The organism is Acinetobacter sp. SwsAc2, assembly GCF_013391465.1.
Classification (GTDB): domain Bacteria; phylum Pseudomonadota; class Gammaproteobacteria; order Pseudomonadales; family Moraxellaceae; genus Acinetobacter; species Acinetobacter johnsonii.
This window is the reverse complement of the sequence record NZ_JACBEZ010000002.1, coordinates 112,601-125,525: the sequence shown is the minus strand read 5'-3', so window position 1 is coordinate 125,525 and position 12,925 is coordinate 112,601. Positions and strand designations below refer to the sequence as shown.

Sequence of the window (12,925 nt, the reverse complement as noted above, 5' to 3'; positions counted from 1 at the left end):
AAGCACAAAAATAAGCAAGAGTTTTGTCATGCTTTAGTTACAATAAACAATAGGTTCCGATGTAATCAATTTAAAAGAGTTTTTAAGTCGATATGGCAAAATTACAAGACATTATTCAGTGGTGTGATCAAACCCTCAAATCACCTGAGTTTAAGGACTATGCACCGAATGGCCTTCAAATTGAAGGTAAGACCGAAGTACGTAAAATTTTAGCTGCGGTGACAGCATCGCAAGATGCCATAGATGCCGCGATCCAAGAAAATGCAGATCTTTTACTGGTGCATCATGGTTATTTTTGGAAAGGTGAAGCCTCTCCCATCACAGGTATGCGCGGTAAACGGATCAAGAGTCTGATTCAACATGACATTTCTTTGTTGGCATATCACCTCCCCCTCGACAGCCATCCGAGTCTTGGAAATAATGCAGCGATTGCAGATTTGCTCGAACTAGAACGTATTGAAGCGCTTGACCCATCTGAGCGTCATCCTATTGGCAATATTGGTTATTTAAACCAGCCTATGCCTGTAGAAGAGTTTAAAAAGTTTGTGTCTGAGAAATTAAAGTTTGATGTCACCCATCTTCCTGCGGACAAGACCATGATTGAAAAAGTCGGTTTTTGTACCGGTGGTGCACAAGATTTTATTGTAAAAGCAGCTGAACAAGACTGTGATGCCTATATTTCAGGCGAAGTCAGTGAACGTACCTTCTATGAAGCCAAAGAATTAGGCGTACATTATTTTGCTTGCGGACATCATGCGACTGAACGCTATGGTGTGCAGCGATTAGGTCAAGCCATTTCAGAACAATTTGATATTGAATACGTTTATTTCGAGCTAAATAACCCGATTTAAGCAATCACTGGGATGAGACTTCTTTCATCCCAGTCCTTTCAATGCGCTTACATCGCATGGCATCCGATATCACTTCCATTTCAGCAAATTATTAATTTCTAAAATATTATTCCTAGCCTTTCATCTTTTTAAATCAAAACATAGCATCATTTCAAAAAAACGCTTTGCATCTCATTCTTGTTATACATACTGAACTTCCAACCCAATATGAACAATAAAACTTGCTACCTTCCACCCTAAAAATGCAAATAATAAACATATTGATTCTCATTAACTTTTAGGTGGATAATAAAACTGCTTTAAAAACTCCCAATAAAACAAACTTTGATGATTAAAGGAATCAAACACATGGCTTATTCTTTACCCGCTCTTCCATATGCCTATGATGCACTCGAACCCAATATTGATGCGAAAACGATGGAAATTCATCACAGTAAACACCATCAAACCTACATCAATAACATTAATGGCGCGATTGCAGGCACAGAATGGGAGAAACTGTCTGTGGAAGATTTGGTTGCCAAAGTCAATGAAGTCCCTACTGATCTTAAAAATATGGTGATCAATAATGCAGGTGGTCATGCCAACCACTCACTGTTTTGGACAGTTATGAGTCCACAAGGTGGTGGGCAACCGACTGGGGCTGTGGCAAAGGCTATTGATGAGCAACTCGGTGGTTTTGATGCTTTTAAAGATGCATTTACCAAAGCAGCGATTAGCCGTTTTGGCAGTGGTTGGGCATGGCTGAGCGTAACACCTGAACACCAGCTGATTGTTGAAAGCAGTGCAAATCAGGATTCACCACTGATGCACGGTCATACCCCTATTCTCGGTTTAGATGTATGGGAACATGCGTATTATCTAAAATACCAAAACCGCCGTCCTGAATATATCAATGCCTTTTATAATGTGGTCGATTGGGATGAAGTAAATCGCCGTTACCATGCTGCGTTGCAGACTAAAAATTAATCACCACCTCAATCCATCTAGAGCTTAGAGTCTTTTAAAATGAATATATTCTGCACGAAAGACTCTAACGATATCTTGTGTATCGTATATGTCTCCATGCGAAGTTTTTTGCATATTTTGTGTATTAAAAGACTGCCCTATTGTCCATAGAATCATTTACAATAAATGCACTTAAAGTAAAACCCAGCAAATCTGCAAGGAATGAAACATGACAACCATTACTTTACCTGCACTTCCATATGGCTACGAAGATCTTGCTCCGCACATCAGCAAAGAAACTTTAGAATTCCACCACGACAAACACCACAATACTTATGTTGTTAACCTAAACAACCTAATCAAGGGTACTGACCTTGAAGGTAAAACTTTAGAAGAAATCATCACAGCTTCTGCTGGTGATGCATCTAAAGCAGGTATCTTCAATAACGCAGCACAAGTTTGGAACCACACATTCTACTGGAACTGTATGGCTAAAAACGGTGGTGGTAAAGCAACAGGTGCTTTAGCTGCTAAAATTGATGAAGCGTTCGGTTCTTACGAAAAATTCGCTGAAGAATTTGCTGCTGCGGCAACAACTCAATTCGGTTCAGGTTGGGCTTGGTTAGTTGCTGACGAAGTAAATGGCAACCTTTCTATCCTTAAAACTTCAAATGCAGACACTCCACTTGCACACGGTAAAGTTGCAGTGTTAACCATAGACGTTTGGGAACATGCTTACTACATCGACTTCCGTAATGCGCGTCCTGTTTACATCAAAACTTTCCTTGAAAGTCTTGTAAACTGGGATTATGCAAACGCGAAATATGCAGGCCAAGCTGCTGGCGTTGAAAAATAAGATTCGTCTTGTTTAAAAAACCGCTCTTTTTGAGCGGTTTTTTTGTTTTTGCTGCCTAAACGCATATTTATAAAGCAAACAATTCATTTCTCAATATTTTTTGCTTGACCCATTTTCCTTTCCTCCCTAAAATGCGCATCAGATTCTCCAATAGCTCAGTCGGTAGAGCGACGGACTGTTAATCCGCAGGTCCCTGGTTCGAGCCCAGGTTGGAGAGCCACTATTCTTCCATAGCTCAGTCGGTAGAGCGACGGACTGTTAATCCGCAGGTCCCTGGTTCGAGCCCAGGTGGAAGAGCCAAGATTCTAAAAAGCCCAAGCATCGTGACTTGGGCTTTTTTATCACTCATTGTTTTGATCCACACCCTATACCCTTCTGGTATACAGCTATGACATATCAAATTGTTTATAAAAAAAACATTTAATCTAAAATTCGACTTTTTTTAGAATTGTAACTTGACCGATGTGTAATTTTCTCTATACTGCATTTCAGATTCTCCAATAGCTCAGTCGGTAGAGCGACGGACTGTTAATCCGCAGGTCCCTGGTTCGAGCCCAGGTTGGAGAGCCAAATTTTAAAAAGCCCAAGCATTATGACTTGGGCTTTTTTCTGTCTATAAAAATGACATTCACCCATACGTAAAACCAATCTCTCAAAATCACTCCAAAGCAGCTTTCCATACAGGCTCTTCTCAGCTTGAATCTCCCAAATATCTCCATGGAAAACCAAAAAGATTGAATCAAATCGTATCAATAAAAGCTAAACCGTTTATTTTTAAATCATTTAAAGCAGATTATATAAAAATATCAGGCCAAGGACTTGACCCTTTGAGCTTTGCCACATAGAATGCGTGCAGATTCTCCAATAGCTCAGTCGGTAGAGCGACGGACTGTTAATCCGCAGGTCCCTGGTTCGAGCCCAGGTTGGAGAGCCAAAATTCTAAAAACCCACTCCATGCGAGTGGGTTTTTTCTTTGTGCTAGAAAATATTGTGTTCGATCTGAGTCAAATCATCTTTTTTATCATCGGCTGCTTTGCCACTATTACACTAGTGATGACGGTCTACCCTGACCTGTTTCGCCGTAAGCAAAAGTTTTATGCCAAACACGTCATTACGCCGTTTGAACGTAAAATGTTTATTCGCTTAAAAGAAGCCTTCCCACGCCATCATGTTCTAGCTCAAGTTTCATTTAGCTCACTGATTACCAGTGACCACTATAAAATACGGGCCAAATTTAACCGCAAAGTCACCGATTTCGTTTTATTAGATGAACAATTAGCGGTTGTGGTGATTATTGAACTCGATGATCATTCCCACATCGGCAAAAAACAAGAAGATGCAGAACGTGATGCCATGCTCAATGAAGCAGGTTACATTGTTCTGCGTTTTACAGAAATTCCAAGTATTCGCCAACTGCACAAACACATTGGTATCACGCCTGCAATGCGTGCTTAAATTACTTTGAGACCGCGCTGCTCGCTTCCTGCTGTGTGAATTGCTTTTCGGTAGCCAACTTTTCTTGAATACGCTGTTGTTGCTCTTCCTTAATACGCTGATACTCCGCTTGGTTTTTTGCATCGCTTTTTACCGCTAAAAAAGCAATCCCTAAAATAAGCAATGGAATCACAATACCAAGACTCGCCAAAAACATCACTTTTGGCGTTAGTTTTTGAGTTGATTTCGTCATAGCCAGCCTATTTCCAATATCTAGATTTTGATGGGCCAATACTATAACAAAAAAAGAGCCTCAATCATGAGGCTCTATCTTCAGTTTAAATGGTTAATTTTATGTCGGTGCTATACCTGTACAATTTTCATTGATGCTAGCATCTTTTTGTGCATCAGTTAGTACAATACCCGTACCCGCAGACATATGGGTCTGAATAAAGTCTACAGCCTCCGCATTCCGACAAATTATGGCTTGGGTATGAGATGCACCGATAACTGGATCAAGTGTCACATCTGGTGAACCCAATGTTTTCAAGTTTGCAACCAAAGCTTGGGTAATTGGATAGGGTACATTTGTATCTGCTGTGCCTTGTATTACATAAACTGGTTTATCAATTCGTTTAGTACCTGGCTGACTACTAATTAAGAAGTTTTTTACGGTTTCATTGGTCGCAAACACACTAGTATCTAAACCAGGATAATCCATGACTTTTTTATCAGGATTTGCAGTCATAAACTGAATAATATCATCTTTAAACTTATTAATTAGACTTAGACTTGGGTCATTATCATTATCTAAACACAGACCATTATCCCCTGTTGAACCTTCTGCAAACTCAGCCAAAGATTTGGCACGTGATTGGAAAATGTCCTGATAATTAAATCGCGGCTCATAAGCTTTAATACCAACGCCCGTTAATGCTGCATAAGCCAATAAGGTTGCATAAGAATCGACCGAAGTACGTGCAGCCAAAGGTACACCAAGTTTAATTTCTTGCTCTTCAATGCCAGCTAAAGCTGCTGGTGCAACCTCTAAAATAATTTTACCCAAACTCGAAGCTGGTGCACCCGCCACAGCACCTTTATAGGTTGCATCTGTATTTGCATATTCTGCGGTCGCTAATGAGGCATGACCCCCTTGAGATTGGCCCACAGACATCCACGCACCATTCAACTGCTTACCATAATGATCTTTTGCCGCTTGTACAGCAGAAAGCGCTGACTTCGCAGCACTAGATAAGTTTAAATATGGATGAATCCCTGGCGTGCCCAAACCTTCATAATCTGGCGCAACAACCACATAACCAGCAGCCAGTAGACTGTCTGCTAAAATTTTAAAACGTGGGTGAATCATATTATTACTTGGCGCACAACTATCACCAACCCCAACCGTGCCATGCTCCCAAACCACTACGCGATAACCATCTGTAGGTGGTGCTACTTTAGGGAACATCACCAGCGCCGTTGCTTTAGCGGTCTGACCTTGAACATTTTCCATGTTATACGTCATTACCTTAATAGAAGCTGCAGTGGTTAATGTGTCTTCTGAATAGGTACTTTCAGAAACATAGGTCTGTTTTTGATTTGAAGCGGGCGAATCATCATCGTCATTACAAGCAGTTAAAGACAGCATTGAAACGGCAACTGTAAGGGCTAATGCTATTTTCGAGCGTTTCATAAAATATCCTTTTATTCGTTGTTTTTTTAAGCATGAAACTACATGCCGTTTTATTAAGACATAAAAAAAGCGCCCTGTATAGGACGCTTTTCAACCAAACAATCACTTTAAATAATTAATTCTAAAAAGATTCCAGTAAAAATAATGAATCCCACCCAACGATTGTGACGGAATGCCCAAAAACAATACTGTGGATCTCTGTCTTTAGTTTTTGACCATTGATAAATAAAGTCAGCCACGACTACCAGCAATGCGATTAAACCCAATGGCATCAATAAATTTTCAAGGTAAAGCGCCATACCAATCAAAACCACACTCATCGCCTGTAAAAGTGCAATGATTTGAATATCAAAACGACCAAACAAAATGGCTGTAGACTTCACCCCAATTTTTAAATCATATTCACGGTCGGTAATCGCATATTGAGTATCGTACGCCACAGTCCAAGCCAGATTGCCAAAATACAGCAACCAACAGGTTAAATCTAATGGTTTACCCATGGCCGTAAATGACATCGGAATTCCCCACGAAAAAGCCATGCCTAAAACAACCTGAGGCAAATGGGTATAGCGCTTCATGAAAGGATATATAAATGCGAGAAAAAGCCCACCTAAAGCACAATAAAACGTTTCAATCGGTAGAAACAACAACATACAAGCACTGGCAAAGACTAAAGCTAAAAACACATAAATGGCTTCTTTAGCCGTAATAATCCCTGTTGCTAAAGGCCGCATTTTAGTGCGCTCTACATGCGCATCGACCTTACGATCAGCAAAATCATTAATTGCACACCCAGCCGCACGCATAAATATCGTGCCAAGTACCATCGGAATCAGAATACCAATTGGCGGTATGCCCTCTGCTGCAATCCATAGTGCCCACATGGTAGGCCAGAACACCAATTCTGTGCCAACAGGCTTATCAAAACGACATAAATAATAATAGGCTTCTAAACGTTCACGCCAAGTAATTTGATGCGCAGTTGTCATGACTGTCCTTCAGATGCTGAATTCTGCTTTTGCAAAAATTGCTCAAAACTCGCTAAAAAAGTTTCTTGAACAATAAACTTGCAGCCGTGCCAAGTATAACAGCTCTGTCTAGTCCAGCCATCTTCTAGCCAAATCACACGACGTTCACATGCTGGATTGGTGCGCTGAAACAAGAACCAGCCAATCGGTTTTTTACCAATATGTTTAAAAAGCCGTGCGCGACCTTGCAAACTCAAGATCGGGAAAATGCTTTTAGCTTTAACCCAAGGCTCTGCATCACTGCCATATAAAAAACTTTCTCGTACCCATGACGTATGCTGAAACGGCATGCCCATCCATTTTGCATCGATAAACTGAAGACGCTGAAAATGCTCTTTGGTTGGTTGAACCCTAAACGCTCCATCAGCCAAATCCGTCAGTTGCTGAGTAAGTGAACCTGAAGCATATAACCATGTTTTCAGTTCAGCTGGAATCTGCTGCATAAGCCTACCTGTACCATTGATTTACTGTGCGCTTAAACGCTTTTTGAGTTATGAAGAATGTCATTGATTCAATTCTAAGATCAATCTTTAGCAATTATCTGTTTTTGCAATGGTTTCAAATTTACCTTGCGGAGTTTTCACCAAAATAAAACCTTCAGCACTCAAATAAAAACTTTGAGGATAATCATAATCCAGTGCTAACTCTGGGCTTTTCAATGCAACAAATTCTGCCTGCTTGTAGCCTTCAGGGGTGCGACCAACTTCGATATAAGTCACCATCGAAAAATTTAGCTTAAAACCTTTGTCGTGATCTTTAGGGTCAATCCAAGGATAAAAACTGGTGTGCTTCTTACGCTGTGCCATTGCTCTCATCAATTTTTTTCAAGTTAAACAGATGATACAAAAAAACCCGCGACTAGCGCGGGTTTTTTACAGTGAAATTCAGTTCAGAATTACAAGCTGTAGTACATATCAAATTCAACTGGGTGAGTTGTCGTGTTCAAGCGACGCACTTCTTCAGTTTTAAGTTCAATATATGCATCAAGCATTTCTTTAGTGAATACACCACCTTTAAGAAGAAACTCATGATCCGCTTGAAGCGCTTCAAGAGCCATATCTAGGCTGTGCGCAACTGTAGGGATTTTCGCTTCTTCTTCAGGAGGAAGGTCGTATAAGTTTTTGTCAGCTGCTTCACCTGGGTGAATCTTGTTTTGGATACCATCAAGACCCGCCATTAACAATGCTGCGAAACCTAAGTACGGGTTCATCATTGGATCTGGGAAGCGAGCTTCGATACGTTTGCCTTTAGGGCTAGAAACGTAAGGAATACGGATAGAAGCAGAACGGTTACGTGCTGAGTATGCCAACATAATCGGCGCTTCGAAGTGTGGAACTAAACGCTTGTACGAGTTTGTAGAAGGGTTCGTAATTGCGTTCAATGCACGAGCGTGTTTGATTACACCACCGATGAAGTAAAGCGCCATTTCTGAAAGACCAGCGTATTCATCACCAGCAAACAAGTTCTTGCCATCTTTAGAGATAGACATGTGAACGTGCATACCAGAACCATTATCACCAACCATTGGCTTAGGCATGAAAGTCGCAGTTTTAGCATATTGGTGTGCAACGTTCCAAACCGCATATTTGAACTGTTGTACTTCGTCAGCTTTACGAACCATTGTGTTGAAGCTTACACCAATTTCTAATTGGCAAGATGCAACTTCGTGGTGGTGTACTTCTACACGACCTGGGCCCATGATGTCTTCAATACGCGCACACATATCAGCACGCATGTCATGTGAAGAATCAACTGGAGGAACTGGGAAGTAACCACCTTTAACACGTGGACGGTGACCAGAGTTTCCGCCTTCGTAATCTTTGTTTGTTGACCAAGCAGCTTCTTCAGCAATCAATGTATGGCGCGCGCCAGACATATCAATTTCCCATTTTACTTCGTCAAATACGAAGAATTCTGGTTCTGGACCAAAGAATGCAGTATCACCAATACCTGTCGATTTTAGGTATTCTTCAGCACGGCGAGCAATCGAACGCGGGTCACGGTCATAACCTTGACCTGTTGATGGCTCAATAACGTCACAAGTAACAACTACTGTAGGCTCAGCGAAGAACGGGTCGATAAAACCAGTTGCAGCATCTGGGCGTAAGATCATGTCAGATGCTTCAATGCCTTTCCAACCAGCAATTGAAGAACCATCAAACATTTTACCGTCTTCAAAAGTATCTTCGTCGATAGTATCTGCTGGGTAAGTTACGTGTTGTTCTTTACCCTTAGTATCCGTAAAACGGAAATCGACCCATTTTGCGCCACTTTCTTGGATGAGTTGTAGGACCTTGTTCGCCATGCTCATTTTGCTCCGATGAATTTTTGTTGCACTCTTTAGTGCGTGTTAGTAGTTGGTTGTTCTAAAGCAATTACCGTACCAACTTTAAAAAGCTTAGCTAAAATATTGAATTCATTATCAGAATAACAGTTTTAAGCTGTTTGCTTTGACTCTATTATACTGAGCTAAAAAGTAAATGCACCATATTCAAGCACGCTTCTTCACATTTAATCTAAAAGATTTTGAGTGTGGATCATAATGGTGCATTTTTAAATATCACGGGTCGATTTACACCCGTTTTTTATAAATTAGAGTGCTTTTTAAGCTGTTATTTTCGCCTTGATTTGACTTCAACACCTCATATCACGGCGAGCGATATACCTGAAATCAAATATAAGCGGTGTAATTAACTGTTTTTATTTGATTTTCAAAAAACAAAAAACCTCTCCTTTCAAACTAAATATAAAGCCGACATTTCAGATGTGAGCAAGCAAAAAAATATGCTCTGTTTTGGTGACATTAGGGGAGTTTTTGGCTCACTGCATTAAAAGATATTCTTTTATATTCCTTGAATGTACATACTTCATGATATTTACACATAGTCCACGAGGTTTCTCGTTAGGATTTGAATCTGAGATATTCATAAACTCTATATCAGTTAGTAACAAAACCCATTGTAATTTTTAGGTCCGGAAAAAAATGTCGCGCCCTAGCTGTGTATTTTTTGCTATGATAATTTCGGTTTTGTGCCTCCATTCAAGTCATTGAATGAGAAAAATAATTTACTTATAGCATTATAATGTAAACGCACGAATACCATAGGACTCTTCAAGCACATTTATATGCATAAATTTCAATAGGTTAAGCTCATGCTTTTAATGATCGACAACTATGACTCTTTTACCTACAACATCGTCCAGTATTTTGGCGAGTTAAATCAAGAAGTAAAAGTAGTACGTAATGATGCCGTGACATTGGAGGATATTGAGCGATGGCAACCTAAGTATCTTGTGATTGGCCCCGGTCCATGCTCACCTTCGGAAGCAGGAATTTCTATTCCAGCTATTCAGCATTTTGCTGGAAAAATTCCATTATTAGGGGTGTGCTTAGGACATCAGGCCATTGGTCAAGCATTTGGTGGCGAAATCATTCGTGCCAAAAAAGTGATGCATGGGCGTTTGTCTGACATGCATCACTCAAATCAAGGCATTTTTAGCAACCTCCCTTCCCCGTTTTCAGCAACGCGTTATCACTCACTGGTGATTGATCAAGAAAGCTTGCCTGAATGCTTAGAAGTGACCTGCTGGACCAATGAAGCAGATGGCTCAATTGAAGAAATCATGGGTGTAAAGCATAAGACGCTTGCCGTTGAAGGCGTGCAATTTCACCCAGAATCAATCTTGAGTCAGCATGGCCATCAAATCTTTAAGAACTTTTTAGAAATTTACGCATAAATGAGTGCAGTGAAAAATGAATATGCAACAAGCTTTAAATAACATCACTAAAAATATTGAGTTGACGCAGCCGCAAATGGAAGACGTCATGCGCACCATCATGAATGGTGAAGCAACAGATGCCCAAATTGGTGCGCTGATGATGGGTCTTCGCTTAAAAGGTGAAAGTATTGATGAAATTACCGCAGCGGCTCGTGTCATGCGCGAGTTTGCCATCAAAATTGATGTCAGTGATGTGCCTTATTTAGTCGACATCGTCGGTACAGGTGGTGATGGTCAGAACTTATTTAACGTCTCGACTGCATCTGCTTTTGTGATTGCAGCGGCAGGTGCAACCATTGCTAAACATGGTAACCGTGGTGTTTCAACCAAATCGGGTTCCTCGGACTTGTTAGAACAAGCGGGCATCCAACTTGACTTAAACATGCAACAAACTGAACGTTGTATTCGTGAAATGGGTGTCGGTTTCTTGTTTGCTCCAAATCATCATAAAGCGATGAAGTATGCGGTAGGCCCGCGTCGTGAATTAGGCATTCGCAGTATTTTCAATTTACTTGGCCCGCTTACGAATCCGGCTGGAGTAAAACGTCTAGTGATTGGGGTGTTTTCGACTGAATTATGCCGTCCTATTGCAGAAGTGATGAAACAACTGGGCGCAGAACATGTCATGGTGGTTCATTCGAAAGATGGTTTAGATGAAATTAGCCTTGCATCAAGCACCTATGTGGCTGAACTCAAAAATGGCGACGTCACCGAGTGGGAAATTCAACCTGAAGATGTCGGAATCGAATCGCAAACTTTAACAGGTTTAATCATTCAAGATTCTGCTGAAAGTTTAAGCCTAATTAAAGATGCCTTAGGTAAAAACAAATCCGATAAAGGTGAAAAAGCAGCCAATATGATTGCTTTAAATGCAGGTGCCGGTTTATATGTCTCTGGACTTTGTACCAGTTATAAGCAAGGCGTGGCTTTAGCACATGACATCATCTACGGCGGACAAGCCTTAGAAAAGATGAGCATCCTTGCTGAATTCAGCAAAACCCTTAAACAATACGACGCTTGATAGACAGGATTTTGTCATGGTAGATATCGCAAATACGATTTTAGGCAAAATTGTGGATCGTAAGCAGGAAGAGTTTGCTGCACGCCTCAAACAACGTAGCTATAAAGATGTTGAAGAATGGGCACTTGAGGCAACTCCTGTACGTGGTTTTGCAAAGTCTTTACTGAGCAAACAACCGGGTGTGATCGCTGAAATTAAGAAAGCATCACCATCTAAAGGCATCATTCGTGAAAACTTTGATCCTGCTGAAATCGCGCAGCAATACGAAGCTGCAGGTGCAGCATGTTTATCGGTTTTAACCGATGTCGATTTTTTCCAAGGTGCCGATGAGAATATTCAAATTGCACGTTCTCACTGTGCCCTGCCTGCATTACGCAAAGACTTTTTGATTGACCCTTATGGGGTGATTGAAGCACGTGCTTTACATGCCGACTGTATTCTTCTGATTGCGGCATGCTTGTCAGATCAACAACTCGAAGAAATGTCTAAAACGGCTTTTGAGCAGAATTTAGATGTCTTGGTTGAAGTACACGATGAAGCAGAACTTGAACGTGCTTTGCGTCTACCCGAGCGTTGCGTATTGGGTGTCAATAACCGCAACTTAAAAACCTTTGATGTGGACTTAAACACTTCGATTCGTCTGAAAAAACTACTTGAACCATCTCGTCTACTGGTGACGGAAAGCGGCATTGCGACCCCAGCGGATGTTGCGATGATGCAAGAGCATGACATTCATGCTTTCTTGGTCGGTGAAAGCTTTATGAAGCAGCCCCGTCCAGATCACGCCTTTACTGAGCTATTTGGAACACCTAAATCACTTTAATCGCATATTCAGGGTAAGGCATGCTCTTGCCCTGAATACTTTATGATTTGCACTTTCAAAAAGCTGTTGAAGATCTGCTTAAACAGTAACATATAAAAAATTGTTCAATTTTAAATTACTCAATGAAACCCTGCTTCTTGACTTCATTCACCGCTTCCATTCGAGAGCGGACCTGCAACTTGTTATAGATTTTACGCAGATGCCATTTCACCGTATTGATGGACAAAAAAATCGACTCAGATATTTCAGCATCGGTACAGCCACGGCTTAATTTTTCTAAAATTTGGATTTCACGTTTCTATAGCTAAATTCTAAAAACACTAGCACATGGAAACATCTGTAAAACCTCATTTTCTATGTTTTTAGGTGTGATAATAAATTAAGTATTCAGCTATATAAGGCCTCAAGCCCAGAACTGCCGATCAAAGCTTCAACACTGCTTTCAGTTTATACAACCCTCTATGCATGATGCAATTCAGTTCAAATATAGG

14 protein-coding genes and 4 tRNA genes are annotated in these 12,925 nt (G+C 40.7%); 11 read left to right on the top strand and 7 right to left on the bottom strand.

All coding sequences use genetic code 11. The features are described from left to right. Window positions 1-92: 92 nt before the first annotated feature. From HYI04_RS01860 to HYI04_RS01825, 8 genes are all read left to right on the top strand, one after another. Window positions 93-851 (top strand): Nif3-like dinuclear metal center hexameric protein, encoded by a 759-nt coding sequence (locus HYI04_RS01860; RefSeq protein WP_010327234.1) that lies wholly within the window; start codon window positions 93-95, stop codon window positions 849-851. 348 nt (window positions 852-1,199) lie between these two features. Beyond that, the gene (locus HYI04_RS01855) at window positions 1,200-1,820 is read left to right on the top strand and encodes a superoxide dismutase (protein WP_010327235.1); all 621 of its coding nucleotides are present in this window, start codon (window positions 1,200-1,202) and stop codon (window positions 1,818-1,820) included. 208 nt (window positions 1,821-2,028) lie between these two features. Then, window positions 2,029-2,655 carry a superoxide dismutase gene (locus tag HYI04_RS01850; protein ID WP_010327236.1) on the top strand — a complete coding sequence of 209 codons (627 nt, stop codon included), beginning with the start codon at window positions 2,029-2,031 and terminating at the stop codon, window positions 2,653-2,655. 144 nt (window positions 2,656-2,799) lie between these two features. Further along, window positions 2,800-2,875 (top strand) — tRNA-Asn (locus tag HYI04_RS01845). Between the two features lie 4 nt (window positions 2,876-2,879). Further along, window positions 2,880-2,955 (top strand) — tRNA-Asn (locus HYI04_RS01840). A gap of 194 nt (window positions 2,956-3,149) precedes the next feature. Then, a tRNA-Asn gene (locus HYI04_RS01835) sits at window positions 3,150-3,225 on the top strand. 288 nt (window positions 3,226-3,513) lie between these two features. Beyond that, window positions 3,514-3,589 (top strand) — tRNA-Asn (locus HYI04_RS01830). Window positions 3,590-3,630: 41 nt separating this feature from the next. Next, entirely contained in the window at window positions 3,631-4,110 is a 480-nt protein-coding gene (locus tag HYI04_RS01825) for a DUF2726 domain-containing protein (protein WP_159151465.1), read from the top strand. A 1-nt stretch (window position 4,111) separates the two neighbouring features. Here HYI04_RS01825 and HYI04_RS01820 read toward each other — a convergent pair whose 3' ends face one another. The 6 genes from HYI04_RS01820 to glnA form a co-directional block, all read right to left on the bottom strand. Then, window positions 4,112-4,342 (bottom strand): hypothetical protein, encoded by a 231-nt coding sequence (locus HYI04_RS01820; protein WP_004695712.1) that lies wholly within the window; start codon window positions 4,340-4,342, stop codon window positions 4,112-4,114. Window positions 4,343-4,441: 99 nt separating this feature from the next. Beyond that, window positions 4,442-5,782, bottom strand: a complete 1,341-nt coding sequence (locus tag HYI04_RS01815; RefSeq protein ID WP_010327238.1) for a S9 family peptidase — start codon at window positions 5,780-5,782, stop codon at window positions 4,442-4,444. 107 nt (window positions 5,783-5,889) lie between these two features. Beyond that, the gene (gene ubiA / locus HYI04_RS01810) at window positions 5,890-6,771 is read right to left on the bottom strand and encodes a 4-hydroxybenzoate octaprenyltransferase (protein ID WP_010327239.1); all 882 of its coding nucleotides are present in this window, start codon (window positions 6,769-6,771) and stop codon (window positions 5,890-5,892) included. Next, window positions 6,768-7,253 carry a chorismate lyase gene (locus tag HYI04_RS01805; protein WP_010327240.1) on the bottom strand — a complete coding sequence of 162 codons (486 nt, stop codon included), beginning with the start codon at window positions 7,251-7,253 and terminating at the stop codon, window positions 6,768-6,770. Before HYI04_RS01805 ends, ubiA begins: the two co-directional genes overlap by 4 nt. Window positions 7,254-7,340: 87 nt before the next feature. Further along, window positions 7,341-7,616 carry a hypothetical protein gene (locus HYI04_RS01800; RefSeq protein WP_004982609.1) on the bottom strand — a complete coding sequence of 92 codons (276 nt, stop codon included), beginning with the start codon at window positions 7,614-7,616 and terminating at the stop codon, window positions 7,341-7,343. 89 nt (window positions 7,617-7,705) lie between these two features. After that, window positions 7,706-9,121 (bottom strand): type I glutamate--ammonia ligase, encoded by a 1,416-nt coding sequence (gene glnA / locus HYI04_RS01795; protein ID WP_005400480.1) that lies wholly within the window; start codon window positions 9,119-9,121, stop codon window positions 7,706-7,708. A gap of 842 nt (window positions 9,122-9,963) precedes the next feature. On the opposite strand from glnA, the gene HYI04_RS01790 reads away from it, so the two are divergent. From HYI04_RS01790 to trpC, 3 genes are read left to right on the top strand one after another with little or no spacing between them, the layout of a single operon-like run. Continuing rightward, the gene (locus HYI04_RS01790) at window positions 9,964-10,548 is read left to right on the top strand and encodes an aminodeoxychorismate/anthranilate synthase component II (protein ID WP_010327241.1); all 585 of its coding nucleotides are present in this window, start codon (window positions 9,964-9,966) and stop codon (window positions 10,546-10,548) included. 16 nt (window positions 10,549-10,564) lie between these two features. Then, complete coding sequence (trpD, locus tag HYI04_RS01785; RefSeq protein ID WP_004695696.1) at window positions 10,565-11,611, top strand: anthranilate phosphoribosyltransferase; 1,047 nt, start codon at window positions 10,565-10,567, stop codon at window positions 11,609-11,611. A gap of 16 nt (window positions 11,612-11,627) precedes the next feature. After that, the gene (gene trpC / locus HYI04_RS01780) at window positions 11,628-12,434 is read left to right on the top strand and encodes an indole-3-glycerol phosphate synthase TrpC (RefSeq protein ID WP_010327242.1); all 807 of its coding nucleotides are present in this window, start codon (window positions 11,628-11,630) and stop codon (window positions 12,432-12,434) included. Between the two features lie 115 nt (window positions 12,435-12,549). Here trpC and HYI04_RS01775 read toward each other — a convergent pair whose 3' ends face one another. Then, on the bottom strand, window positions 12,550-12,723 hold the full coding sequence (locus HYI04_RS01775) for a helix-turn-helix transcriptional regulator (protein WP_224216374.1): 174 nt from the start codon (window positions 12,721-12,723) through the stop codon (window positions 12,550-12,552). Window positions 12,724-12,925: the final 202 nt, after the last annotated feature.